This window comes from Faecalibacterium sp. An77 (genome assembly GCF_002161315.1).
Lineage (GTDB): Bacteria > Bacillota > Clostridia > Oscillospirales > Ruminococcaceae > Faecalibacterium.
Genome location: NZ_NFHK01000010.1, coordinates 41075 through 65322 on the forward strand (window position 1 = coordinate 41075; position 24248 = coordinate 65322).

A 24248-nucleotide genomic window follows, 5' to 3' on the forward strand; every position below is an offset into this window, starting at 1 on the left:
CTTTAGTATAGCAGGATTTTTCCCTTTCGACAACCAGTTCCCGGGGAGCTGAAACGCGGTCTTGGCTCTTTTGCCGAAAATCAGGACTTATATCTGGTAATTTCGCCCGCCGAGCGGTATAATGAAATCAAAACCAATCACATTACAGTGACAAAGCGCCGGGAAAGGAGCGTTATTCATTTGAAACAGATGCTTGTCTATCTGAACGGCTACAAAAAGGAGAGCTTCATCGCCCCCCTGTTCAAGATGCTGGAGGCCTGCTTTGACCTGCTGGTTCCTCTGGTGATGGCCGACATCGTCAACGTGGGCATTGCCGCAGGCGATTCCCGCTACATCCTGACGCGGTGCGGACTGCTGCTGTTGCTGGCTCTGGTGGGCCTGGCCTGCAGCGTCACCGCCCAGTATTTCTCCGCCAAGGCGGCGGTGGGCTATGCCACCGCCCTGCGTCACGCCCTGTTCGCCCACATCCAGTCTCTGGGCTTCTCCGAGATGGACACCATCGGCACCAGCACCCTCATCACCCGGATGACCAGCGACATCAACCTGGTGCAGAGCGGCCTGAATATGTTCCTGCGCCTGTTTTTGCGCAGTCCCTTTGTGGTGATCGGCGCCATGGTCTGCGCCTTCACCGTCAACGTCCAGGCGGCCTTGATCTTTGTGGTGACCATTCCGGCGCTGTCGGTGGTGGTGTTCAGCATCATGGCCGTCACCCATCCCCTGTACAAAAAGGTACAGGGCAAGCTGGACAAGGTTCTGGGCCTCACCCGGGAAAATCTCACCGGCGTCCGGGTGATCCGTGCCTTTGGCAAGGAGGCCAGCGAGACCCAGCGCTTTGAGGAGACCAACGGCGGCCTGACCACCCTCCAGCTCAAGGTGGGCCATCTGTCCGCCCTGACCAATCCCCTGACCTATGTGCTCATCAACCTGGCCATTGTGGCCCTGCTCTACACCGGCGCCATCGAGATTAACGTGGGCCGGATGGCCTCGGGCGACCTGATCGCCCTGGTGAACTATATGAACCAGATCCTGGTGGAGCTGGTCAAGCTGGCCAACCTGATTGTACAGATCAGCAAGGCGGTGGCCAGCGCGGGCCGTGTCCAGGCCATCCTGAACACCAAACCCGGCATGGCCTTCCCCCAGGTCATCACCGGCAAGGCTCCCGCCCGCGACGGGGACGCCGTCCGCTTTGACCATGTGGGCCTGACCTACGCCGGAGCCGGCGCACCCAGCCTCACCGGCATCACCTTCACCGCCCGCCGGGGGGAGACCATCGGCGTCATCGGCGGTACCGGCGCCGGCAAGTCCAGTCTGGTGAACCTGATCCCCCGCTTTTACGACGCCACCGACGGCGCAGTGGAACTGTTCGGCCGGCCGGCCTCGGCCTGGCCCCGGGAGATGCTCCGCAGCCGGGTGGGCATCGTCATGCAGAAAGCCCAGCTGTTCACCGGCACCATCCGTTCCAACCTGCTTTGGGGCAACCGCAGCGCCACCGACGCCGACCTGTGGGCCGCTCTGGAAACCGCCCAGGCCGCTGAATTCGTCCGGTCCAAGCCTCTGGGCCTGGACGAGCCGGTGGAGCAGGGCGGCCGGAACTTCTCGGGCGGCCAGCGCCAGCGCCTGACCATCGCCCGGGCTCTGGTGTCCAAACCCGACATCCTGATTCTGGACGACAGCGCCAGCGCCCTGGATTTTGCCACCGACGCCGCCCTCCGGAAGGCCATCGCCGCCCTGCCCGGCAGCATGACCGTCTTTATCGTCAGCCAGCGGGCCGCCAGCCTCCAGCACGCCGACCGGATTCTGGTGCTGGACGACGGCCACATGGTGGGCTGCGGCACCCACAGCGAACTGCTGGAGCGCTGCCCTGTCTATCAGGAAATCTATGAGAGCCAGTTCAAGAAGCCGTCCGAACTGCTGAAAGGGGGTGCCCCGGCATGAGTAATCCCAAGAAAAAGAGTCCTCTGTCCTCGGCCGAGAGCCAGGAGGCCATGCGCCGGGTGCTGGCCTATATCCGCCCCTACCGCTTCTTTGTGGCGGGCAGCCTGCTGGTGGCCGCCGTCAGCGTGGCGGCCCAGCTGTATATTCCTCTGCTGTGCGGCGACGCCATCGACCTGATGATTGGTCCCGGCCAGGTGGACCGCTCGGGGGTGTGGGGCATCATCCTGCAAATTCTGGTGGTGATGGTGCTGGCCGCCCTGGCCCAGTGGCTGCTGAGCGTCTGCAACAACAAGATCACCTTCTCGGTGACCCGGGACCTGCGCAACGACGCCATTCACAAAATCCAGTCCCTGCCCCTGTCCTATCTGGACAGCCATCCCTCCGGCGACATCGTCAGCCGGATGGTGGCCGACGTGGATACCTTTGCCGACGGCCTGCTGATGGGCTTCACCCAGCTGTTCACCGGCGTGCTGACCATCCTGGGCACCCTGCTGTTCATGTTCCGGGAGAATGTGCTGATTTCCCTGGTGGTGGTGCTGATTACCCCCCTGAGCCTGGTGGTGGCGGGCTTCATCGCCCGGCACTCCTACGGCTATTTCCACCAGCAGAGCGCCGTCCGGGGCGAGCAGACCGCCCTGGTCAACGAGATGATCGAGGGCCAGAAGGTGGTCCAGGCCTTTGGCCATGAGGACGAGAGCATGGCCGCCTTTGACGAGGTGAACCAGCGGCTGCAGGACGTCAGCCTGAAAGCCACCTTCTTCTCCAGCCTGACCAACCCCGCCACCCGCTTTGTCAACAACATCGTCTATGCCGGCGTGGGTCTGGTGGGCGCCTTCTACGCCGTGGCGGGAGGCATCACCATCGGCCAGCTGAGCGTCTTCCTCAGCTACGCCAACCAGTACGCCAAGCCCTTCAACGAGATTTCGGGCGTGGTCACCGAGCTGCAGAACGCCCTGGCCTGTGCGGCCCGGGTGTTTGACCTGCTGGACGCTCAGGACCAGATCCCCGAGGCGGCAGACGCCGTCACCCTGACCCCCGACGGCCACGTCCAGCTGCAGGACGTCTCCTTCCGCTATCTGCCCGACCGGCCCCTGATCGAGCATTTCACCCTGGACGTCCAGCCCGGTCAGCGGATCGCCATTGTGGGCCCCACCGGCTGCGGCAAAACCACCCTCATCAACCTGCTGATGCGGTTCTATGACGTGGACGGCGGCAGCATCTCGGTGGCCGGCACCGACATCCGCCAGTCCACCCGGGCCTCCCTGCGGGGCAGCTACGGCATGGTCCTGCAGGACACCTGGCTGCGGGCCGGCACCGTCCGGGAGAACATCGCCTACGGCAAGCCCGACGCCACCGACGAGGAAATCATCGCCGCCGCCAAGGCCGCCCACGCCCACAGCTTCATCTGCCGCCTGCCCGAGGGCTACGACACCGTTCTGGCCGAGAACGGCGGCAACATCAGCCAGGGCCAGAAGCAGCTGCTGTGCATTGCCCGCGTTATGCTCTGCCTGCCCCCCATGCTGATTCTGGACGAGGCCACCAGCTCCATCGACACCCGCACCGAGGTCCGCATCCAGAAGGCCTTCGCCAAAATGATGCAGGGCCGCACCAGCTTTATTGTGGCCCACCGGCTGTCCACCATCCGGGAGGCCGACGTCATCCTGGTGATGCGGGACGGCAAGATCATCGAGCAGGGCACCCACGACACCCTGCTGGCCCAGGACGGCTTTTATGCCAAGCTGTACAACAGCCAGTTTGAAGGGGTGGACCAGGCCGACAGCGCCTCCTGATCCCTGTTTTTTCGCGCTCCTGCGCCCTCCGGGCGCGGGGGCGCTTTTGTTTTCACTTTTTTAACACTTTATACATGCCTGTGCCGCATAACAGGGCTACACTTAGCATGTCAAGAAAATTGTACGGTAGCGTACAATCCACCCAGAGGAGGAGACTGCAGTATGAAAGAAGTCAAAAGTCCCAAAAAGCCTCTGATCTACTACTATGTGCTGGTGCTTGCCATCCTGTTTCTGTTCAATATGATTGTGCCGACCTTCCTGATGGCGCCGCAGATCGAGACCGTCGATTACGGCACCTTCATGGACATGATCGAGGAGCAGGACATTGGCCGGGTAGAGATCACCGACAACGAGATCACCTTTACCAACAAAGACGACTCCAAGATCTATCAGACCGGCGTCATGTACGACCCGGGCCTCACCGAACGGCTCCACGAGTCCGGCGCAACCTTTGCCAGCGATGTGGGGGACGAGGGTTCCCCCATCCTGAGCTTCCTGCTCTCCTTTGTGCTGCCGCTGGTGATTTTCATCGGCCTGGGGCAGTACATGAGCAAAAAGATGATGGAGCAGATGGGCGGCAAAAACGCCATGTCCTTCGGCATGGGCAAGAGCAACGCCCGGGTCTATGTCCAGTCCTCGGACGGCATCCGGTTCGCGGATGTGGCCGGCGAGGATGAGGCCAAGGAAAACCTGGCCGAGATCGTGGACTATCTCCACAACCCCAAGAAATACACCGACGTGGGCGCTTCGATGCCCAAAGGCGTCCTGCTGGTGGGCCCTCCGGGCACCGGCAAGACCATGCTGGCCAAGGCTGTAGCCGGCGAGGCCGGGGTCCCCTTCTTCTCCATCTCCGGCTCGGAGTTCGTGGAGATGTTTGTGGGCATGGGCGCATCCAAGGTGCGCGACCTGTTCAAGCAGGCCAAGGAAAAAGCCCCCTGCATTGTATTCATCGACGAGATCGACGCCATCGGCAAAAAGCGCGACGGCCAGCTGAGTTCCAACGACGAGCGGGAGCAGACCCTCAACCAGCTGCTGACCGAGATGGACGGCTTTGAGGGGAACAACGGCGTCATCATTCTGGCGGCCACCAACCGTCCCGAATCCCTGGACCCCGCCCTGACCCGGCCCGGCCGGTTTGACCGCCGGGTGCCGGTGGAGCTGCCCGACCTGGCCGGCCGCGAAGCCATCCTGAAAGTCCACGCCCGCAAGATCAAGACCGAGCCGGATGTGGACTTCCACACCATCGCCCGGATGGCCGCCGGCACCTCAGGCGCCGAGCTGGCCAACATCATCAACGAAGCCGCCCTGCGGGCGGTGCGGGCCGGCCGCACCACCGTATGCCAGGCCGACCTGGAGGAGAGCATCGAGGTGGTCATCGCAGGCTACCAGAAGAAAAACGCCATCCTCTCGGACCAGGAGAAAAAGGTGGTGGCCTACCACGAGATCGGCCACGCCCTGGTGGCGGCCAAACAGTCCCACTCGGCGCCGGTGCAGAAAATCACCATCATCCCCCGCACCTCGGGTGCGCTGGGCTATACCATGCAGGTGGAGCAGAACGACAAGAACCTGCTGACCAAGGAGGAGCTGGAGGACAAGATCGCCACCCTGACCGGCGGCCGGGCCGCCGAGGAAGAGGTCTTTGGCCAGATCACCACCGGCGCTTCCAACGACATCGAGCAGGCCACCAAGCTGGCCCGGGCCATGATCACCCGCTACGGCATGAACGACGAATTCGATATGGTGGCCTTTGAGACGGTGAACAACCAGTATCTGGGCGGAGACACCTCTCTGGCCTGTTCCGCCGAGACCCAGCAGGCCATCGACCAGAAGGTGGTGGCCCTGGTCAAGCAGCAGCACGCCAAAGCCCGCAAGATTCTGGCGGACAACCGGGAGGCCCTGGACCGTCTGGCCCGGCACCTGTACGAAAAAGAGACCATCACCGGCGAGGAATTCATGCAGCTTCTGGCGGAAGGGGGCGCACAGCAATGAGAGGTCGTTCCGGTTTTGGCTGGAGCCAGTTCCTGATGGGAATCTGTCTGATTCTGCTGGGTGCCTTCACCTTTATACGGCCCCGCAGCATGTTCACCGGCATTGCGGTCCTCTACGGCATCGCCGCCGTGGTCACCGGCATCTGTGACATCATCATCTACATCAAGGAGGAGCGGTTCACCGGCTTTGGGCCGGTCATCTCGCTGGTGTCCGGCATTCTGAGCATCATGACCGGCATCGCCCTGCTGGCCTACCCCGGCATCGCGGAGGGCATTGTCTCCCTCCTGTTCCCCCTGTGGTTCATCACCCACTGCATCAGCCGCTTGACCCATGTGGGCATCATCCGGCTGCTGGGCGGCTCCTTCTACTACTATTTCTCCCTGATTGTAAACATCCTGGGGCTGATTCTGGGCTTTATGATGCTGTTCCAGCCCTTCCTGGCCCTGTTTACGGTGGGGTATCTGGTGGCGTTCCTGCTCATCGCCTTCGGGATTGACTGCATCCTGATGGCCTTCACCGACATGGGCTCCCGCTGGTAAATTGCCATTCCCCGGCCCATTTCATGGGCCTTCCTGCCAAAACACCCCTGCCTCCCTTTCGGGAAGCAGGGGCGTTTTTTCTGGTCATTTTTACAGGGTGTCCACCACGGTGGGTTCTGCCGGAGGGTCCAGCAGGGTGGAGTGGGCCACAATGTAGGCGGCGGCCCGCTGGGCGGCCAGCTTCTGGCGGACCTTCCGGGCGTCGTTGGCGGGGAAGGTCTTTTCCCCGTCCCGGCGGGGGTCCCAGGCTTCCAGCTGCGTCTGGACCTCATCCTGGGTGGGCCAGAAGCCCTCCCTGTCCGCCACCATCAGCAGGCCCAGACGGCTGCGGAGGTTCCGCTCGGCCTCGGCGTGGAGCTCGGCCCGGAATTCCTCCACCGTCTGGCCCCGGACCTGCAGGTACTGGTCAAAGTTGACCCGCTGGGCCTGCAGACTCAGGTTGAAGCGGCGCTGTTCGGCAAAGTAATTCCCCGCTACCAGCTGTTTGGGCAGGGGGCCGGTGACCTGGTCGCCCAGCTGGGACACCAGTTTCCGCTCGGCCAAAAGCCGGGCCTGCTGGCACCGCCTGGCGTAAATCTCCGCCGTCACCCGCTGGCGCAGGGCGGCTTTGCCGGCCTCGTCGGCGGCCCGGTCCTCGGCGCCGTGGCGCTGGTTGATTTCCAGCTCCAGAGTCAGCCGGCGGATGGGCCGGGGCTCAATGGCCTGGACAAAACCGGTATACCGGCCCAGAGTCAGGAGCGGCAGGGCGAAAAACTCCGCCTCCGCCCGGAATCCCTCTGCCTCGTTGACCGCCAGCAGGCTGAAGTCCGGGTCGGTCACCGGCACCAGATCCGCCTGGGCCACTGCCTGGGCCCAGACCGGAGAAAAGCCATCCGGCGCAAGAATCGCCGCGTTGACCGCCTCGGCCAGCTGGTCCTCTTTGGACTGTTCGGGGTGGGCGGCCTGCTGGGCCGCCAGGGCCCGGCCCAATTCCTCTGCATCGGCCCGGAAAGTGATCTTCCAGGCCCCCGGCTCGCCCTGATAGAGATGTTCCAAAAGCATTGCGTTCTCCCCCTTACATTCCCATCAGCACAAAGCCCAGCAACAGCAGCAGCGCCGCCAGCACATAATAAATCGCCTCGGCGCCCAGCACCGCCTTGTCCCCCTCCACATAGACCTTTTCGGGGTGGTCGGGGTCATAGTAGAGGGTCACCTGGCTGCCCTGGGAAAAGCCCTTGGCCTTGCGGGGCATGGGGTAGGGCAGACGGCGGGTATTGCCCGCCGGCGTGGTAAACTCCAGCGCCAGGGATACCCCCTCCCGGGTCTGGATGGTGCCGGCCACCTGGGCCTGGACCTTCTCCCCTCTGGTTACCAGCGCACGGCGGCTTTTGGTGGCCCGCAGGCCCATCACCAGCATCAGCAGCGCGCCCGCTGCAAAAATCACAACATTCATTCCATGCTTCTCCTTTGATGCGATAAGATGGATTTTATTGTACCATATTTGCAGCGCGCAGAATGCAGCAAAATCCGCCCGAAAATTTGTCAGAAAAATTTGAAAAAGCCTGTTGACAACCGCCGCCTTTTGCGCTATAATAGCAAACGTTCCGGGCGACCGGACAACACAAACAAAACAAAATATGCGGATATGGCGGAATTGGCAGACGCGTTAGATTCAGGTTCTAATCGGGGCAACTCGGTGGAGGTTCAAGTCCTCTTATCCGCACCAAGACGATCTCAGAAATGAGATCGTCTTTTGTTTTATCCGGCAGTCGGCGGGCGTCCTGACAGGGCGCCCGCTTTTTGTTTTGCAGGGCAGCAGGCTCTCCCCTGTTTTGCGGTCGGCTGGAAAACATGGTATAATACCCGAAGGATACGATTTTTGATCGGCGCACAGCCAGGAGAATCACACAAAACAGGAGAATGACTATGAAGCCTTTTCAGTACGATGTCCGGCCCGGGCGTTACCGCCATTTCAAGGGAAACGAATACCAGGTGATCGGGATGGCCCGCCACAGCGAGACCGAAGAAGAAATGGTGGTCTACCGCCCCCTGTACGGGGAGGGCGGCCTGTGGGTGCGTCCGGCCTCCATGTGGTGCGAGCAGGTGGACCGGGACGGCAAGGTGCAGCCCCGCTTTACCTATATAGGAGAATAAGGCCTATGCAGATCTATGATGCCTTTGGGTCCCGGCCCGGCTGCGGCCCGGCCCGGCTGCCGGACGGCACCCCGGCGGTGCTGGCCTGTGAACACGCGGCCTCCATCCTGGTCAACGGACAGCCTGCCTTTCGGGTGGTGTGCACCCCGGCACTGCTGCCCCAGATGGCGCTGGGCCGTCTGCTGACCGAGGGCTGGATCGCATCGGCCGGAGAGGCGGACCGGATTTCGGTCTGTGCCGACGGGTCCCGAATCGAGGTGGAGCTGACCCACCCGCTGGCGGCACCCCGGGCCGCCGTCCAGGAGGTGGCCAGCAGCACCGACAACCTGCCTCTGGCCCGGCCGGCGGAACTGCATCCTCCGCGCCCCTCCCCTTCCCTGGCCCTGGAACCCGAATGGGTGGACACCCTGACCGCCGCCATGAGCGCCGGGCTGCCTCTGTACCAGGCCACCCGGTCGGTTCACAGCTGTCTGATTATGCGCCGCGGGCAGATTCTCTACCAGTGCGAGGACATCGGCCGCCACAACGCCCTGGACAAGGCGGTGGGCTGTGCCCTGCTGGACGGCGTGCCGCTGGCCGAGTGCATCCTGTACACCAGCGGCCGTGTGCCGGAAGACATGGTGCGAAAAGCCATCCGGGCCGGGGCCGGAGCCCTGGTCAGCAAGAGCATGCCCACCCTTTCCTCCCTGGATTTGGCGGGGAAATACGGCCTGCAGCTCCTGTGCGCCAGGAAGCACCCGCGCTCTGTGTCATAAAATGTAAAAGGATGGCTACAAAATGGGAAAAATTTAACAGTTTGCGTTGACTTACTTTTCAGGCCCATGATAGAATACCAGTAAAGAGACCGTTCCGCTTGTTGCAGCAGGCCGAGCGGTCATTTTCATGGAGGGATCTTTCCCCTATGCAGACAAAAACAGGTAGGTGATAGCATGAAGCAGGCAACCAACCCGTTTGCCCCGGCTCCGCTGTGGCGCAAACGACTGCCGGGCTATGCGGCCATGGGCGTTGCGACCATTGCAATGGCGGTCGGTCTGATCTCCTTGCAGAACGCACGCACCACGGTTGCAGGTACTCTGCTGCCGGTGTCTGAGGCGGATGCAGCCGCCTACGGCATCAGCGCAGTGTACCAGCTCGACGATGGCAGCTACCGCGTGGAGGGTACCAAAAAAGGCTTCCAGAGCGATGTGCAGGCTGCCGTGACCATGGACGCGGAGGGCAATGTTTCCAAGGTGGAGATTCTCTCTCAGGGAGAGACCGACACCCTGGGCGGCCAGTGCGTCAACCCGGAGTTTACGTCCCAGTATGAGGGCGTGGCTCCCTTCACGCTGGCAGGCAAAACCTACACCGTGACCGATCCGGCCACCGGTGCAGTCTATGCCGCTGCCGGCGCAGCGTCGGAGGAAGCTCCTGCCGCCGAGGACTTCGACCCCACCCAGTGGAATGTGTCGGATACTTCCGCGGAAGCAGAGGCCACCCGCAAGATGTATGCAGCCGGTCTGACCCTCTCGGCCATGAACGGCCAGCCCCTGAGCGATGAACTGGCTCCGCCGCTGGACTCCAGCCCCGAGGCTGTGGCACGGCGCAACCTGTACACCGCCGGCCTGAGCAAGAGTGCCATGGACGGCCAGGAGCAGGCAGTGCCCTTCGCCGATCAGACCCCCGAGCAGCAGGCCGCTTACCGCATGGCTCAGGCTGGTCTGACCACGACCCAGACCGAGTCCGGCGCGGTGGGCGCCAACCTCACCGAGGTGGACGCTCTGTCCGGCGCCACCATTACCTCTGCGGCGGTAACGGACATCGTCAACAATTCGTATTTCTATGTGACCGAGGTGCTCTGCGCAGAGTGACCTCAACGGAGGAATAGAAGCTATGGCAAAAATTGATTTTCTGACGGCTGACATGACCCGCCGCCAGTTCATGAAGATCTCGGGCAAGAGCCTTGCAGGGCTCACCCTCTCTGCATCCATGCTGTCCCTCTTCGGCTGCTCTCAGGAGCAGGTGGACAGCGGCGCCGTGGCCACCTGGGCTCTGCCCCAGGGCCTGCTGGTGGTCAATGCAGACCTGTGCACCGGCTGCCAGCGCTGCGAGATCAACTGCACCCTGTCCAACGACGGCGTGTGCTCCTCTTACATCAGCCGCGTCAAGATCCAGCGCCGCCTGAACCTGGACGGCGCCGGCAACGGCCTGCTGTCGGGCGACGAGAACTGCTGGGTCTACTTCCCCGACACCTGCCGCCAGTGTGAAGATCCCGCCTGCGGCAACGCCTGCCCCGAGAAGGCTATCACCACCAATGCCCAGGGTATCCGCGTGGTGGATACCGACAAGTGCATCGGCTGCGGCGCCTGCCATGACGCCTGCCCCTGGCACATGCCCACCGTCAACCCGGAGACCGGCAAGTCGTCCAAGTGCATCGCCTGCGGTGCCTGCGTGGCTGGCTGCCCGTCCGGCGCTCTGTCCATCGTGGACTGGGATGCCGTCACCAGCGCAGCACAGGCTGCTTACATGGAACTGTAAGGAGGAACTACAATGGCTGAAACTTATGGCTGGGCAGGTAAAATCCTGCGCGTCAACCTGACCACCGGTGAGATCACCACCGAGGACGACACCAAATACCATGAATATATCGGCGGCATGGGCATGGGCTACCGCATCATGTACGATGAGGCTCCCATGGATCTGGATCCGTACGATGAGAAGACCCCCATCATCTTCGGTGTGGGCCCCCTGACCGGTTCCGGCGTGCCCTGCTCCGGCCGCATGAACGTCACCTTCCGTTCCACCTGGTCCAAGGGCAAGTCCATCATCGACGGCCACATCGGCGGCCACATCGGCCCCATGCTGAAGTATGCCGGCTACGACGGAATCGTCATCACCGGTATCTCCTCCACCCCCGTCTACCTGCGCATTGAGGACGACCAGGTCTCTCTGGAGGACGCATCCGCTATCTGGGGCAAGGGCACCTTTGCTTCCAACAAGTGGCTGATCGAGCAGACCGGCCGCGAGTTCGAGTCTGCTTCCATCGGCCCCGCCGGTGAGCACCTGGTGGACTACTCCACCATGAACACCAGCTTCGGCAACTCCGCCGGCGCCGGCCTGGGCGCCGCCATGGGCAACAAGAAGCTGAAGGGCATCGCCGTCCGCGGCACCGGCAGCGTCAAGGTTGCCGATCCCCAGAAGGTTCTGGAGCTGTCCAACTACATGCTGGGCAACCTGATCGGCGGCAACAACAACCACAACGTTCCCGCACAGCCCCAGAGCTGGGCTGAGTACAGCGCTACCTCCGGCAAGAACCGCTGGTCCGGCGCTCCCGGCCGTATGTGGAAGAAGGCCCCCGGCGGCCCCATCGACACCGGAGAGCAGCCCTACAACGACATCAACAAGATCGCTCTGCGCTGCTTCAAGGGCTACTTCGACTTCGGCGCTCCGGCTGCTGAGTACACCGTCAAGAACGGCGGCTGCTCTTCCTGCCCCATCCGCTGCTACACCGAGTACGACATCGATCCCCTGGCCGATTACGATCTGCCCACCCACAACTCCAACACCTGCATGCCCGTCCTGTACGGTGACCGCGTCTACCCCTACGGCCTGCACGACTTCAAGTACGAGGGCGACGCCAAGCTGGTCATCAACTTGGCCTGGGCTCACGCTGTGGACGACATGGGCGTCTGGGACAACTACGGCAACCTGAACCGCGACCTGCAGTGGTTCCTGAACCTGCCCCGCGAGGAGGCTCTCAAGTACGTCAGCGCCGAAGAGTACGATTCCCTGCCCTGGGAGTGGTGCAAGGCCGGCGATCCCCGCTGGGAGGTTGAGCTGATCCGCCGCATGGCTTACGGCGAGGGCGACCTGTCCGTCATCGCCAAGGGCACCCTGGCCATGATGGAGAAGTTCGGCCTGCCCAAGAGCTGGCTGGACCGCGACGACGGCACCACCAACTCCAACCTGATGTACAACGGCTATCCCAACCACCACGGCCCTGCTGAGGCATGGCAGGTCGGCATGCTGTACAACCTGGTTTACAACCGTGACTGCATGGTCCACGAGATCGTCTGCGAGACCGGTTCGGGCGCACCCTTCGAGGTGACCAAGAAGGTCATGGAAGACTTCTTCGGCGAGGGCTGCTACGACCGCGCCAAGGCCTACACTCCGATCAACGAGAACAAGGTCAAGCTGGCCGCCTACTGCGTCAACGACAAGAACTTCCACGACTCCGCCACCCTGTGCAACTGGATGTGGCCCATGACCCAGTCTCCCTCCAAGGAGCGCAACTACAAGGGCGACCTGGATCTGCAGGCCGATTTCATGACCGCCGTCACCGGCGAGACCTACACCCAGGCCAGCCTGCAGGAGACCGGCGAGAAGATCACCCAGATGCTGCGCGCCATGACCGCCATCAGCTTCCAGCTGAACTGCGGCAGCGCCAACCTGCGCCAGGAGCACGACGCCATCTGCGACTGGGTCTTCGACAAGGAGCCTGATTTCAAGGCCTTTGAGGAAGGCACCACCAAGCTGGACCGCGATGACATGAAGAAGGCCATCGACATGTTCTACACCCACTACGGCTGGGATCTGAACACCGGTGTTCCCACCCGTGAGACCCTGGAGAAGTTCGGCCTGTCCGACATGGCCGACGATCTGGAGGCCCGCGGCATCTACAGCCAGAGCACCGCTGCTGCCGAGACCACCGCAGAATAATCCATACTTCAGAAACGAGAGGAACCAATCATGCTGTTTGGCAGACGTAAACCCGGTTACACCACCACGGTGGACGGCTCGGACCCGGAGCAGGTCATTCTGGACCTGCAGAAGGCTGAGATGGCAGCCAAGAAAAAGCCCAAATCGGAGGTTTTTGACATGGACGCCGCCAGCGAGACCGCCCGCCGCCTGAAGGAGACCGGAAGTGTGTTTGATGGCAGCGCCGCCAAGACGGGCGAGGACGTGATCGCCGCCGTGGAAAAGGAGACCGCGGCCCTTGCTGCAAAGCAGGCCGCCGCATCCGATGCTGCGGCCGCATCCACCCCGGAAGCCGCCGCGGAGAATCCGGCCGGGCAGGACCTGCTGGATTTCCTGGCAGCTGCCCCGGAGGCAACCAACGACCCCTTTGCGGACCAGCCCACCGTCACCGCCCCTGAGCTGCCCCAGCTGACCCCCGCGCAGGAGCTGGCGGGCTATATCCGCTCCCGCTCCGCCTCCGCGCTGGTCACGCCCCATGCTCTGCTGGTGAGCGAGGTGGAAAACGCCGACGAGCTGCTGGCTCAGATGCCGGAGGACCCCCAGTGCCAGGACATTGTGTCCCGCCAGGGCGCCAAGGACATCTACTACTACTCCAACGCCAACATGAGCGACAATTACGCCATGATTGCCCAGCTCATCGAGGACAAGGATCTGTGCACCATGGTGTCCGAGATGGTGCGGTTCAACGCCCGCATCTATCCCAGCGCCACCCCGATGCGGTATTTCCGCCGCTCGCCCTACAACCTGTCTCAGGAGGAGGTCGAGCAGACCTGGCAGGCCATGCAGGCCCGTCCGGAATACGCCGACATCGAGGAGCTGACCAACAACCAGAACGAGCGGTTCCTTTTCTCTACCAAGTATCTCACCCGCCGCTATGCCAAGGCCATCAGCGACGTGGACGATTACTGCGACTAATCTCTTTTCACAACTGAATACGGGTACAAGAGCTTCTTTGAGCAAAGGCGTCTAAACCCCGAAGGGAGCAGGACGCCGCGCCGCAATGCCAAGGGTCCGGCACCCCGGGCCGGCATTCAAGGGTGGAGGGGGAAACCCCGCCGCCTTCCCGCAGAAGAAACGCTGCAATTTGAAAAAAAGAACTCCTCCCATCCCACACAAGAGCCTGTGCTGACCGCAGGACCGCTGCCACTGCAAGGGCAGCCGCCAGCGGCGGGGGCTTCACCGGCGTGGCAGGCTGCAAACTGCTGTTTTGCCGGGCATTGTGCGGATATTCTGCGGAGGCGTTTTGGTTTTCAAAATCAAAACGTCTCCGCTTTTTTTCACCTGCCTTTGAACAGAATATCCCCGGGCCGGGCCCTCTGAGCCATAGCAGAGCAGGCCCCGCCCGGGCCTTTTGGAGGATTTTTTCATGAAACAGCCTTTTTGCGCTCCCGCCGAGGCCCTGCGCTGCGTCCTGGACGCGGCGGCAGCCCTGACCCGGCCCGAGGCGGAACTTGTTCCCCTGGACGCAGCCTGCGGCCGGATCGCGGCCCGGGACCTGTGCGCCCGGATGGACCAGCCTCCCTTCCACCGCAGCCCCCTGGACGGCTACGCTCTGCACAGCGCCGACACAGCCGGGGCCTGCCGGGAAAATCCGGTTTCTCTGCCGGTGGTGATGAAGCTCTACGCCGGTGATGCCCCCGCCGCGGCCCTGCCTGCCGGCTGCGCGGCCCGCATCATGACCGGCGCCCCCCTGCCCGAGGGGGCCGACTGCATCCTGATGCAGGAACTGACCGACGGCGGCGAGGAGACCGTCCAGATTTACGCCGCCCTCAAACCCAACCAGAACGTGGTATTCCGCGGGGAGGATATTGCCGTCGGGGCTGTGATTGCCCCGGAGGGAACGGCCCTCACCCCGGCCCATCTGGGCGTGCTGGCGGGCCAGGGCTATGCCGAAGTGCCGGTCCGCCGGACCTTCCGGGTAGGCGTGCTGGCCACCGGCAGCGAACTGCTGGCCCCGGGCGAGCCCTGGGCCCCCGGCAAAATTTACGACGCCAACGGCATCCAGAACGCCGCCCGTCTGGGCCAGATGGGTTTTGCCGTGGAGCGCCGCCACTGCTCGGACGACCCGGACCAGATCGCCCGGCAGATGGAGGAGATGCTGACCCGCTGCGATGCAGTCATCACCAGCGGCGGCGTCTCGGTGGGGCAGAAGGATTATCTGCCCCAGGTGCTGGAAACCCTGCACGCTGAAATTCTCTTTGCCGGGGTGGCCCAGAAACCCGGCAGCCCCATGCTGGCAGCCCGGTTGGAGGGAAAACTGGTGTTCTGTCTGTCGGGCAACCCCTTTGCGGCGGCGGCAACGCTGGAACAGTACGCCCTGCCCGCCCTGCTGCGGGCCGCCGGCCGCCGGGAGGAGGACTGCATCCTCCCCCGCACCCGCCGCACCCTGACCACCGGCTTTTCCAAGGCCAGCAAGGGCACCCGCTTCCTGCGGGCCCGGGCCCTGGGCGGCGAGGTGGCCATCCCCGGGGAGGGCAACGCCGAAGTACACTCCTCGGGCAGCCTGTCCGCCATGATCGGCTGCAACTGTCTTGTGGAGCTGCCTGCGGGCAGCGGCCCGGTGGAGCCGGGCGAAACGGTGGAGGTGCTTTCCTTTGTACAGTGAAGAAAAACAGGCCCTTGCCGCCGAACTGACCTTGAAACAGCCCGCCGTGCTGGCGGTCAGCGGCGTCCACAACAGCGGCAAAACCACCCTGCTGGAAAAGCTTCTGCCCCTGCTGCGCCGCCGGGGCCTGAAGGTGGGCGTCATCAAGCACGACGGCCATGACTTTACCCCCGACGTCCCCGGCACCGACAGCTTCCGCCTGCGGGAGGCCGGCGCCGACGGCGTGGCGGTGTATTCCAGCCAGCGCTACCTGCTGACCGAGACCTTCCGCCTGACCGAACAGGACCTGCTGGCCCTGTTTGAGCGCCACGGCTACGACCTGGTGCTGCTGGAGGGCTTCAAGTCCAGCGGCTGGCCCAAGATCGAAGTGGTGCGCAAGGCGGTGTCCGAGACGCCCGTTTCGTTCCACCCGCTGGCGATTGTGGGCGACATTCCCGGCGCAGACTTTGGCCTGGAGGAGACAGAAGCCCTGGCCGACTGGATCTGCGCCCAGATGCCGGCCCTGTAAGGAGAACGTGAAATTATGAAACTGATCCGCACTGTTGACGCGGCAGGCCAGGTGCTCTGCCACGATATTACCCAGATTATCCCCGGCGAGTTCAAGGGAGCCCGCTTCCGCAAGGGCCACATCGTCCAGCCCGAGGACATTCCGGTGCTGCTGAGCATCGGCAAGGAGAACCTGTATGTCTGGGAGAAGACCCCCGGCATCCTCCACGAGGACGAGGCCGCGGCCCTGCTGTACAAGGCGGCTGCCGGCAAGAACATCCACGGCACCGAGCCCAAAGAGGGCAAGATCGAGCTGATTGCCGACTGTGACGGCCTGCTGAAGATCCGCCGGGAGGCTCTGCTGGCGGTGAACCGCACCCCCCAGATGATGATTGCCACCATCCACGGGGACCTGCCGGTGAAAAAGGGCCAGAAGCTGGCCGGCACCCGGATTATCCCTCTGGTGATCGAGCAGGAAAAGATGGACGCCATGCAGCAGGCTGCCGGCGACGAGCCCATCCTCAACGTGCTGCCCTTCCAGGCCAAGAAGTTCGGCGTGATTACCACCGGCAGCGAGGTCTTCAAGGGCCGCATCGAGGACAAGTTCACCCCCATTCTGGTGGGCAAGCTGGCGGAATACGGCTGCGAGATGCTGTTCCACAAGGTCTGCGACGACGACCCCGCCGGCATCACCGCCGCCATCCTGGAGGCCAAAGAGGCCGGCTGTGAGCTGATCTTCACCACCGGCGGCATGAGCGTGGACCCCGACGACCGGACCCCCCTGGCCATCAAGAACACCGGCGCTGAGATCATCACCTACGGCGCGCCGGTGCTGCCGGGCGCCATGTTCCTGGTGAGCTATCTGGACGGCGTGCCGGTGTGCGGCCTGCCCGGCTGCGTCATGTACGCCAAGCGGACTATCTTCGATCTGCTGCTGCCCCGTCTGCTGGCGGATGATCCCATCACCGCCGAGGACATCGCCCGTCTGGGCGAGGGCGGCCTGTGCCTGGGCTGCGCCAACTGCACCTGGCCCAACTGCGGCTTCGGCCACTGCTGAGCCGGTTTTCCACAAAAGAGACCACGGACGTTGAAACGTTCTGAGATAGAGAAAGAGTATTCATTCATGAACGAAAACAACCTGACCCATTTTGATGCCGCCGGCAACGCCGTGATGGTGGACGTGAGCGAAAAGCCGGTCACCGCCCGGGAGGCCACCGCCCACGGCGTCATCACCATGAACGCCGAGGCCTTCGCCGCCGTCCAGAACGGCACGGTGAAAAAAGGCGATGTGCTGGGTGTGGCCCGCATTGCGGGCATCATGGCCACCAAGCGCACCAGCGAACTGATCCCCCTGTGTCATCCCCTGCCCCTGACCAAGGTGTCCATCGAGTTCAATCTCCTGCCCGAGCGGCAGGCGGTGGAGGCCCTGTGCACCGTCAAAACCAGCGGTGTCACCGGCGTGGAGATGGAAGCCCTCACCGGCGTTTCCACCGCCTTGCTCACCATCTACGACATGTGCAAGGCCGTGGACAAGGGGATGGAGCTGGGCGAAATCCATCTGGAGAAAAAGAGCGGCGGCAAGAGCGGCCTGTACATCCGGGCGGAGGGCGGCTATGTTTGATGCAACACAGCGGGACATCCACTACCTGCGCCTCTCGGTCACCGACCTGTGCAACCTGCGGTGCCGCTACTGCATGCCGGACGGGGTGGAGAAGCTGGAGCGGGAAGACATCCTGACCTATGAGGAGTTCCTGCGCCTGGCGGCCCTGTTTGCCGCCTGCGGGGTGGATACCGTCCGGGTCACCGGCGGCGAGCCTCTGGTCCGCAAAGGGGTGGACCAGCTGGTGGCCGGCCTCAAGGCCATCCCCGGCATCCGCAAGGTGACCATGACCACCAACGGCATCCTGCTGGCCCAGCAGCTGCCGGCCCTTTTGGAGGCCGGGCTGGACAGCGTGAACATCAGCCTGGACACCCTGTCCCCCCAGGTGTTTGCCCGCATCACCGCCCGGGACGAGTTCGCCGCCGTCCAGAAGGGCCTCCAGGCCGCCCTGGAAAGCCCCCTGCCGGTCAAGCTGAACTGCGTGCCCCAGGTGGGGGTCAACGAGGGTGAGCTGGAAGACCTGGCCGCCCTGGCCATCGACCGGCCCCTGCAGGTGCGGTTCATCGAGATGATGCCCATCGGCTTTGGGGCGGCCATGCCCTGCATCTCGGGGCCTGAGCTTCTGGCCCGGTTTGAACGCCGCTGGCCCGGCCTGGCTCCCCTGCCCGAGGCCGAGAGCCACGCGCTGGGAGACGGCCCCGCCGTCTACTACACCGCCCCCGGCTGGAAGGGCAGCATCGGCCTGATTGCCGCCGTACATGGCAAATTCTGCGGCCAGTGCAATCGGGTGCGGCTGACCAGCCAGGGTTTTCTGAGGCCCTGCCTCGCCAGCGAGGCGGGATGCGACCTGCGGGCCCTGCTGCGCAGCGGCGCCGACGACGCAGCCCTGCTGCAGGCCATCCGGAACACCATCTGGAACAAACCCCTGGAACATCACTTTGACAGCAAAGCCATCCCCGCCACCCGCGGGATGTATCGAATTGGAGGATAAAGGATCATGGGAAAGTTACTGGCTATCTGCACCAGCCCCCAGCGGGGCACCGTCAAGACCGAAGTGCCCAGCGCCACCCTCACCCCTGAATGGGGCATCGTGGGAGACGCCCACGGCGGCAGCTGGCACCGCCAGGTCAGTCTGCTGAGCGCCGAGAAAATCGAGGCCTTCCGCCAGAAGATCTGGGTGGACTACGGCGCTTTCGGCGAGAACCTGGTCATCGAGGGCTTTGATTTCCGCAGCCTGCCGGTCACCAGCCGGTTCGCCATCGGCGACGTGGTGCTGGAAATGACCCAGATCGGCAAGGAGTGCCACAACGACTGCGTCATCAAGCAGAAGACCGGCGAGTGCATCATGCCCCGGGAGGGCGTGTTTGCCCGGGTGCTGCAGGGCGGCGAGATTCATGTGGGGGACGAGGTGACCATGCTGCCCGCCCTGGACAATCCGCCCCTGCGGGCCGCCGTCATCACCCTGTCGGACAAGGGCAGCCGCGGCGAGAGGGAGGACAAGAGCGGTCCCCTGATTGTGGAGATGCTCACCGCCGCCGGCTATGTGGTGGAGGAGACCATGATCCTGCCCGACGAGATGAAGCCCCTGAAGGCCCAGCTGATCCGTCTGGCCGACGGCCGCCAGGTCAACCTGATCCTGACCACCGGCGGCACCGGCTTCTCTCCCCGGGATATCACCCCCGAGGCCACCTGCGCCGTGGCCGACCGCAACGCCCCCGGCATTGCTGAGGCCATGCGGTACCACAGCCTGTCCATCACCCCCCGCGGCATGCTGAGCCGCGGCGCCAGCGTCCTGCGGGGCAAGACCCTCATCGTCAACCTGCCCGGCAGCCCCAAGGCGGTGAAGGAAAACCTGGAGTACATCCTGCCCAGTCTGGAGCACGGCGTGCGGATTGCCGCCGGCCTGGACGGCGAGTGCGCCCGCAAATAAGGTTTCCCGTCCTGTGCTTTTCCGGCCAGAGCGCGAACATAGAGGGAATGCAACCCATCACACCTTTAAAGGAGAAAATGTATGAAAAACAATCGGATCTCCCGCCGCAGTTTCCTGTATGCCGCCGGTCTGGCCGGCGCTTCCGCTGTGCTGACCGCCTGCGGAAGTTCTTCTTCCAGCAGCACCGCCTCTTCTGCCGCTTCTGCGGCCTCCTCGGCCGCACCGGCTTCTTCGGCTGCCGCAGCCGAGCCGGTGGAGCTGATCGTCTTTGCCGCCGCCTCCCTCACCGAGACCCTCACCGCCATCGGCGAGGCCTATTCGGTGGAGAACCCCGGCGTGACCTTCAGCTTCAACTTTGATTCCTCCGGCACCCTCAAAACCCAGATTCAGGAGGGCGCCGACTGCGACCTGTTCATCTCCGCCGGCCAGAAGCAGATGGACCAGCTGGACAGCGCCGCTTCCGCCGAGGTGAACACCGAGGGCCTGGACTGCGTGGACAGCGACAGCCGTGTGGATCTGCTGGAGAACAAGGTGGTTCTCTGCGTGCCGGAGGGCAGCGACAAGGGCATCGACAGCTTTGACGCCCTGGCCGAGCACCTGGAAGCCCAGGATATCCTGTTCTGCATGGGCAACAGCGACGTGCCTGTGGGCCAGTATACCCAGAAGATTCTGGCCTACTACGGCCTGGACGAGGAGGCTCTGGCCGCTGCCGGCGTCATTACCTACGGTTCCAACGTCAAGGAGGTCACCACCCAGGTCATCGAGGCCAGCGTGGACGCCGGCGTGGTGTACTGCACCGACGCCTACAGCGCCGGCATCACCCCGGTGGACGAGGCCACCAAGGAGATGTGCGGCCAGATCATCTATCCTGCCGCCGTGATGAAGGCCGCTCCCCATGCCGATGCAGCCCAGGCCTTCCTGGACTACCTGCGGACTGAGGACGCCGGCGCCGTCTTTGAGAGCGTAGGCTTCACCGCACTGTAAATCCACCGATACAGAACATTCTGTCATCCCGCCCTCTCTGTCTCCGTTCGGGGGAGAGGGCGGCTTTGTTTAAAGGGATCAACTATGGACTGGTATCCTCTCTGGAACAGCCTGCGCATTGCCCTCATCAGCTGCGCGGCGGTGTTCTTTCTGGGCATTTTTGCCGCCTATTACATAGCCAAACTCCCCCGCACCCTCAAGGGTGTGCTGGATGTGGTGCTGACCCTGCCCATGGTGCTGCCGCCCACCGTGGTGGGCTATTTCCTGCTGCTTTTGCTGGGAGCCAAGCGGCCGCTGGGCATCTTTTTTGCGGAGCACTTCGGCATCAAGCTGGTGATGAACTGGTACAGCGCCATCTTCGCCTCCATTGTGGTGGCCTTTCCCCTGATGTACCGCACCGCCCGGGGCGCGTTTGAGAGCTTTGACGAGACCCTGGCCTGGTCGGCCCAGACCCTGGGCCTGTCCAACACCTGGATTTTCTGGCGGGTGCGGATGCCCTATTGCCGCCAGGGAATTCTGGCCGGCACCGTGCTGGCCTTTGCCCGGGCTCTGGGAGAATACGGCGCCACCAGCATGATTGCCGGCTACACCCCCGGCAAGACTGCCACCATCGCCACCACGGTGTACCAGCTCTGGCGCACCAACGATGAGGCAGGCGCCATGCAGTGGGTCCTGGTGGACATCGCCATCTCGGCGGTGGTGCTGCTGGCGGTGAACCTGCTGGAACGCAAACAGAAAGCAGGTGTCCGCGCATGAGCCTGGAAGTCAACATTGAAAAAGCCTTTGACGGCTTCACCCTCCGGTCCCGGTTCACCGCCGGAAACACCGCCACGGCGATCCTGGGGGCCTCGGGCTGCGGCAAAAGCATGACCCTCCGCTGCATCGCCGGCATCGTCAAGCCCGACCGGGGCCGCATTGTGCTGGATGGCCGGGTGCTGTTTGACAGCGAAAAAGGCATCGACCTGCCGCCCCAGCAGCGGGGCGTGGGGCTGCTGTTCCAGAACTATGCCCTGTTCCCCAACATGACGGTGGAACAGAACATCCTCTGCGGCCTGCAGGCCGAAAAAGACCCCGCCGCCCGCCGGGCCCGCTGCCGGGATATGCTGCGGGCCATGCGTCTGGAAGAGGTGGCCCGGCACCGTCCGTCCCAGCTGTCCGGCGGCCAGCAGCAGCGCACCGCCCTGGCCCGCATCCTGGTGGGCCGTCCCCGCATCCTGATGCTGGACGAGCCTTTCAGCGCCCTGGACAGCTACCTGCGGGAAGAGGTGGAGAGCGAAGTGGGCAGCCTGCTGTCCTCCTTCGCAGGCACCACCCTGCTGGTCACCCACAACCGGGACGAGGCCTACCGTCTGTGCCGGGAGATGATCGTCATGGACGACGGCCAGGTGCTGCGGGCCGGCCCCACCAAGGAGGTCTTTGCCGACCCGCAGAGCGTCACCGCCGCCCGGCTCACCGGCTGCAAGAACATTCTGCCCTGCACCCCGGTGGACGGCCACACCGTCCGCCTGACCGGCTGGGGCGTCGATCTGCGCCTGGCCCAGCCGGTGCCCCCTGACTGCAACGCCGTCGGTGTGCGGGCCCACAACTTTACCCCCTGCCCGCCGGATGCCTGCAACGCCCTGCCGGTGAAGGTCACCTCCACCAGTGAGAATCCCTTCGACTGGAACCTCATCTGCACCGCCCCCGACGGCGAAACCCGTCTGTGGTGGAAGATCTCCAAAATCACCCTCACCGACGGCCAGCCCCTGGCCCCCGCCTGTCTGTCCGCCGCGCCGGAGGACATCATGCCTCTGCGGGGATAAGGCATCCGCGGGGCGCAGATGCAGGCCAAGCGGCTGTGCGCCCACGGGGTCCAGCTGGAGCTGGACTGCAACCGGGTCTGGGTGGACGGCCGGGAGGTCAACCTCACCGAGACCGAATACAAAATCCTGCGGCTTCTAATGCAGAACCCCCAGCGGATTTTCCCGGTCCAGACCCTCTACGAGCTGGTGTGGAACGAACCCTATTACTATGTGTCCAACGGCACCGTCATGGTCCACATCCGCAACCTGCGGACCAAGATCGAGGAGGACCCCCAGTCTCCCCGCCGCATCTGTACCGTCTGGGGCAAGGGCTATCATTTCGCCAACGGCGGAGAGGACGACCATGAATAAGCGGGACGGAATTACAGCCCAGTTCATCCGGCTGCTGGTGTTTGCCGGGCTGGGCTCTCTGCTGCTGTTTGCCACCAGCCGGCTGGCCTTCCGGTTTGCTCTGACCGCCTATGTGGACCAGACCAATTTCATCCAGCGGGAGACTGCCCGCCAGCTGGATGAGTTTCAGACCTTTGTCACCGAGGAAAACCTGTCCAGCAAGGACGTCCGGCCCATCACCGACTGGGTCCAGAAGCACAACCTGACCCTGCTGGAGCTGTACCGGGACCACGTCCTGGTCTACAGCTCCTTTGCCCCAGGACGGGAAATCAAGGGCGAACAGGACCAGCGGGTCCCCTTCTACGACTGGCAGCCCTATGCCACCATCCATTTTGCCGACGGGGACTTTGAGGCCCTGCTCTACTGCAACACCATCCGCACCTATGAGCTTCTGGGGACCACCGTCCTCCTGATCTTCTGTCTGGGGCTGTTCCTGGCCGTCTTTTTGCTGGGCTGCCGCCGGATTGTGCGGTACATATGTCTCTTGAGCGACGAAATCCAGGCCATGGAGGGCGGGGATCTGGATCACAGCATCACGATCCAGGGCAGCGACGAGCTCACCACCCTGGCCTCCTGTCTGGACTCCATGCGCCTGACCCTCCGCCGCCAGCATCAGCAGGAGGCCGAGACTTCCGCCAAGGTCAAAAACCTCATCACCCAGATGTCCCACGACCTGCGCACCCCTCTGACCACCCTGCTGCTCTACACCGAAATCGTTCGGTGTCACAAATACCAGGACGAGCAGCAGCTGCAGGATTATCTGGCCAAAATCGACCGCAAGGCCCGCCAGATCAAACACCTGTCGGACAACCTGTTCGAGTACGCTCTGGTCACCCGGGACAGCCCGGTGATGCTGGACCAGCCCGCCAGCCTGTCCCAGATTTTCGAGGGCCCCCTGGCCGAAATGGTGGACCAGCTGCAGCAGCACGGCTTTATCTGTACTTTGGATCTGGGCAGCGAGGATTTGTCCCTGACCGTCTACGAACCCTACATCCGGCGGATTCTGGACAACATCACCTCCAACATCCTTAAATACGCCGACCCGGCCTATCCGGTGTCGGTCACCTTTGTGCGGGAAGAGGACGACGCCGGGCTGGCGTTCGCCAATGTCACCTTGTCCGACACCGATTCGGTGGAAAGCACCAAGGTAGGCCTTGTCAGCATCCAGACCATGATGGAGAAAATGCACGCCGACAGCCGCGCCGAAAGCGACGGCCGCCGGTTCTGCATCACCCTCCTGTTCCCTGTCAATTCCTGAATCCAGCGCCCTAAAGCGGCGCAGCAGATGGGATAAACCCGCCTGCTGCGCCGCTTTTTGTGTCCCGGGTTCA

General features: G+C 63.4%; 23 protein-coding genes and 1 tRNA gene. 22 read left to right on the forward strand and 2 right to left on the reverse strand.

What is annotated here, in order from left to right:
* The first annotated feature begins 180 nt into the window (after positions 1–180).
* The 4 genes from B5G28_RS05410 to B5G28_RS05425 all read left to right on the forward strand — a co-directional run bounded on the left by B5G28_RS05410 (position 181) and on the right by B5G28_RS05425 (position 6253).
* Positions 181–1935, forward strand: coding sequence for an ABC transporter ATP-binding protein (locus B5G28_RS05410; RefSeq protein WP_343215543.1), 1755 nt, complete (start codon positions 181–183; stop codon positions 1933–1935).
* Positions 1932–3725, forward strand: coding sequence for an ABC transporter ATP-binding protein (locus B5G28_RS05415; protein WP_087246702.1), 1794 nt, complete (start codon positions 1932–1934; stop codon positions 3723–3725). The genes B5G28_RS05410 and B5G28_RS05415 overlap by 4 nt, the downstream gene beginning before the upstream one ends.
* Positions 3726–3887: 162 nt before the next feature.
* The gene (gene ftsH, locus B5G28_RS05420; protein WP_087246703.1) at positions 3888–5714 is read left to right on the forward strand and encodes an ATP-dependent zinc metalloprotease FtsH; all 1827 of its coding nucleotides are present in this window, start codon (positions 3888–3890) and stop codon (positions 5712–5714) included.
* Entirely contained in the window at positions 5711–6253 is a 543-nt protein-coding gene (locus B5G28_RS05425; RefSeq protein ID WP_087246704.1) for a DUF308 domain-containing protein, read from the forward strand. Before ftsH ends, B5G28_RS05425 begins: the two co-directional genes overlap by 4 nt.
* A gap of 90 nt (positions 6254–6343) precedes the next feature.
* On the opposite strand, the gene B5G28_RS05430 is transcribed toward B5G28_RS05425, so the two are convergent.
* Entirely contained in the window at positions 6344–7294 is a 951-nt protein-coding gene (locus B5G28_RS05430) for an FKBP-type peptidylprolyl isomerase (RefSeq protein WP_087246705.1), read from the reverse strand.
* A 13-nt stretch (positions 7295–7307) separates the two neighbouring features.
* Positions 7308–7685: a DUF3592 domain-containing protein gene (locus tag B5G28_RS05435; protein WP_087246706.1), complete on the reverse strand. Its 378-nt coding sequence runs from the start codon at positions 7683–7685 to the stop codon at positions 7308–7310.
* A gap of 186 nt (positions 7686–7871) precedes the next feature.
* Between B5G28_RS05435 and B5G28_RS05440 the strand changes: the two genes are divergently transcribed.
* The 18 genes from B5G28_RS05440 (at position 7872) to B5G28_RS05525 (ending at position 24175) form a co-directional block, all read left to right on the forward strand.
* A tRNA-Leu gene (locus B5G28_RS05440) sits at positions 7872–7958 on the forward strand.
* 200 nt (positions 7959–8158) lie between these two features.
* Entirely contained in the window at positions 8159–8386 is a 228-nt protein-coding gene (locus B5G28_RS05445) for a DUF1653 domain-containing protein (RefSeq protein ID WP_087246707.1), read from the forward strand.
* 5 nt (positions 8387–8391) lie between these two features.
* Entirely contained in the window at positions 8392–9141 is a 750-nt protein-coding gene (locus B5G28_RS05450; protein WP_087246708.1) for a formate dehydrogenase accessory sulfurtransferase FdhD, read from the forward strand.
* Positions 9142–9315: 174 nt separating this feature from the next.
* On the forward strand, positions 9316–10233 hold the full coding sequence (locus tag B5G28_RS05455) for an FMN-binding protein (RefSeq protein WP_087246709.1): 918 nt from the start codon (positions 9316–9318) through the stop codon (positions 10231–10233).
* A 22-nt stretch (positions 10234–10255) separates the two neighbouring features.
* Positions 10256–10900: a ferredoxin-like protein gene (locus B5G28_RS05460; protein WP_087246710.1), complete on the forward strand. Its 645-nt coding sequence runs from the start codon at positions 10256–10258 to the stop codon at positions 10898–10900.
* 12 nt (positions 10901–10912) lie between these two features.
* Positions 10913–13081, forward strand: coding sequence for an aldehyde ferredoxin oxidoreductase N-terminal domain-containing protein (locus B5G28_RS05465; RefSeq protein ID WP_087246711.1), 2169 nt, complete (start codon positions 10913–10915; stop codon positions 13079–13081).
* A 30-nt stretch (positions 13082–13111) separates the two neighbouring features.
* The gene (locus B5G28_RS05470) at positions 13112–14035 is read left to right on the forward strand and encodes a hypothetical protein (protein WP_087246712.1); all 924 of its coding nucleotides are present in this window, start codon (positions 13112–13114) and stop codon (positions 14033–14035) included.
* 451 nt (positions 14036–14486) lie between these two features.
* Positions 14487–15725 (forward strand): gephyrin-like molybdotransferase Glp, encoded by a 1239-nt coding sequence (gene glp / locus B5G28_RS05475; RefSeq protein WP_087246713.1) that lies wholly within the window; start codon positions 14487–14489, stop codon positions 15723–15725.
* Positions 15715–16233 (forward strand): molybdopterin-guanine dinucleotide biosynthesis protein B, encoded by a 519-nt coding sequence (gene mobB, locus B5G28_RS05480; RefSeq protein WP_087246714.1) that lies wholly within the window; start codon positions 15715–15717, stop codon positions 16231–16233. Before glp ends, mobB begins: the two co-directional genes overlap by 11 nt.
* A 15-nt stretch (positions 16234–16248) precedes the next feature.
* Positions 16249–17268 carry a molybdopterin-binding protein gene (locus B5G28_RS05485; RefSeq protein ID WP_087246715.1) on the forward strand — a complete coding sequence of 340 codons (1020 nt, stop codon included), beginning with the start codon at positions 16249–16251 and terminating at the stop codon, positions 17266–17268.
* A gap of 66 nt (positions 17269–17334) precedes the next feature.
* Positions 17335–17832 (forward strand): cyclic pyranopterin monophosphate synthase MoaC, encoded by a 498-nt coding sequence (moaC, locus tag B5G28_RS05490; protein ID WP_087246716.1) that lies wholly within the window; start codon positions 17335–17337, stop codon positions 17830–17832.
* Entirely contained in the window at positions 17825–18802 is a 978-nt protein-coding gene (gene moaA, locus B5G28_RS05495; protein ID WP_087246717.1) for a GTP 3',8-cyclase MoaA, read from the forward strand. The genes moaC and moaA overlap by 8 nt, the downstream gene beginning before the upstream one ends.
* 6 nt (positions 18803–18808) lie before the next feature.
* Positions 18809–19741: an MOSC domain-containing protein gene (locus B5G28_RS05500; RefSeq protein ID WP_087246718.1), complete on the forward strand. Its 933-nt coding sequence runs from the start codon at positions 18809–18811 to the stop codon at positions 19739–19741.
* A gap of 81 nt (positions 19742–19822) precedes the next feature.
* A complete protein-coding gene (modA, locus tag B5G28_RS05505; RefSeq protein ID WP_087246719.1) occupies positions 19823–20725 on the forward strand; it encodes a molybdate ABC transporter substrate-binding protein in 903 nt (300 codons plus the stop codon).
* 84 nt (positions 20726–20809) lie between these two features.
* Complete coding sequence (gene modB, locus B5G28_RS05510; protein ID WP_087246720.1) at positions 20810–21481, forward strand: molybdate ABC transporter permease subunit; 672 nt, start codon at positions 20810–20812, stop codon at positions 21479–21481.
* Entirely contained in the window at positions 21478–22527 is a 1050-nt protein-coding gene (locus B5G28_RS05515; protein ID WP_087246721.1) for an ATP-binding cassette domain-containing protein, read from the forward strand. Before modB ends, B5G28_RS05515 begins: the two co-directional genes overlap by 4 nt.
* Before the next feature lie 18 nt (positions 22528–22545).
* Positions 22546–22878 (forward strand): winged helix-turn-helix domain-containing protein, encoded by a 333-nt coding sequence (locus tag B5G28_RS05520; RefSeq protein WP_087246722.1) that lies wholly within the window; start codon positions 22546–22548, stop codon positions 22876–22878.
* Positions 22871–24175, forward strand: coding sequence for a histidine kinase dimerization/phospho-acceptor domain-containing protein (locus tag B5G28_RS05525; protein ID WP_087246723.1), 1305 nt, complete (start codon positions 22871–22873; stop codon positions 24173–24175). Before B5G28_RS05520 ends, B5G28_RS05525 begins: the two co-directional genes overlap by 8 nt.
* The last annotated feature ends 73 nt before the right edge of the window (positions 24176–24248 follow it).

Coding starts and splice junctions, on each gene's coding strand:
- B5G28_RS05415 (WP_087246702.1), top strand. CDS start 1,932: ATGAGTAATCCCAAGAAAAAGAGTCCTCTGTCCTCGGCCGAGAGCCAG.
- ftsH (WP_087246703.1), top strand. CDS start 3,888: ATGAAAGAAGTCAAAAGTCCCAAAAAGCCTCTGATCTACTACTATGTG.
- B5G28_RS05425 (WP_087246704.1), top strand. CDS start 5,711: ATGAGAGGTCGTTCCGGTTTTGGCTGGAGCCAGTTCCTGATGGGAATC.
- B5G28_RS05430 (WP_087246705.1), bottom strand. CDS start 7,294: ATGCTTTTGGAACATCTCTATCAGGGCGAGCCGGGGGCCTGGAAGATC.
- B5G28_RS05435 (WP_087246706.1), bottom strand. CDS start 7,685: ATGAATGTTGTGATTTTTGCAGCGGGCGCGCTGCTGATGCTGGTGATG.
- B5G28_RS05445 (WP_087246707.1), top strand. CDS start 8,159: ATGAAGCCTTTTCAGTACGATGTCCGGCCCGGGCGTTACCGCCATTTC.
- B5G28_RS05450 (WP_087246708.1), top strand. CDS start 8,392: ATGCAGATCTATGATGCCTTTGGGTCCCGGCCCGGCTGCGGCCCGGCC.
- B5G28_RS05455 (WP_087246709.1), top strand. CDS start 9,316: ATGAAGCAGGCAACCAACCCGTTTGCCCCGGCTCCGCTGTGGCGCAAA.
- B5G28_RS05460 (WP_087246710.1), top strand. CDS start 10,256: ATGGCAAAAATTGATTTTCTGACGGCTGACATGACCCGCCGCCAGTTC.
- B5G28_RS05465 (WP_087246711.1), top strand. CDS start 10,913: ATGGCTGAAACTTATGGCTGGGCAGGTAAAATCCTGCGCGTCAACCTG.
- B5G28_RS05470 (WP_087246712.1), top strand. CDS start 13,112: ATGCTGTTTGGCAGACGTAAACCCGGTTACACCACCACGGTGGACGGC.
- glp (WP_087246713.1), top strand. CDS start 14,487: ATGAAACAGCCTTTTTGCGCTCCCGCCGAGGCCCTGCGCTGCGTCCTG.
- B5G28_RS05485 (WP_087246715.1), top strand. CDS start 16,249: ATGAAACTGATCCGCACTGTTGACGCGGCAGGCCAGGTGCTCTGCCAC.
- moaC (WP_087246716.1), top strand. CDS start 17,335: ATGAACGAAAACAACCTGACCCATTTTGATGCCGCCGGCAACGCCGTG.
- moaA (WP_087246717.1), top strand. CDS start 17,825: ATGTTTGATGCAACACAGCGGGACATCCACTACCTGCGCCTCTCGGTC.
- B5G28_RS05500 (WP_087246718.1), top strand. CDS start 18,809: ATGGGAAAGTTACTGGCTATCTGCACCAGCCCCCAGCGGGGCACCGTC.
- modA (WP_087246719.1), top strand. CDS start 19,823: ATGAAAAACAATCGGATCTCCCGCCGCAGTTTCCTGTATGCCGCCGGT.
- modB (WP_087246720.1), top strand. CDS start 20,810: ATGGACTGGTATCCTCTCTGGAACAGCCTGCGCATTGCCCTCATCAGC.
- B5G28_RS05515 (WP_087246721.1), top strand. CDS start 21,478: ATGAGCCTGGAAGTCAACATTGAAAAAGCCTTTGACGGCTTCACCCTC.
- B5G28_RS05520 (WP_087246722.1), top strand. CDS start 22,546: ATGCAGGCCAAGCGGCTGTGCGCCCACGGGGTCCAGCTGGAGCTGGAC.
- B5G28_RS05525 (WP_087246723.1), top strand. CDS start 22,871: ATGAATAAGCGGGACGGAATTACAGCCCAGTTCATCCGGCTGCTGGTG.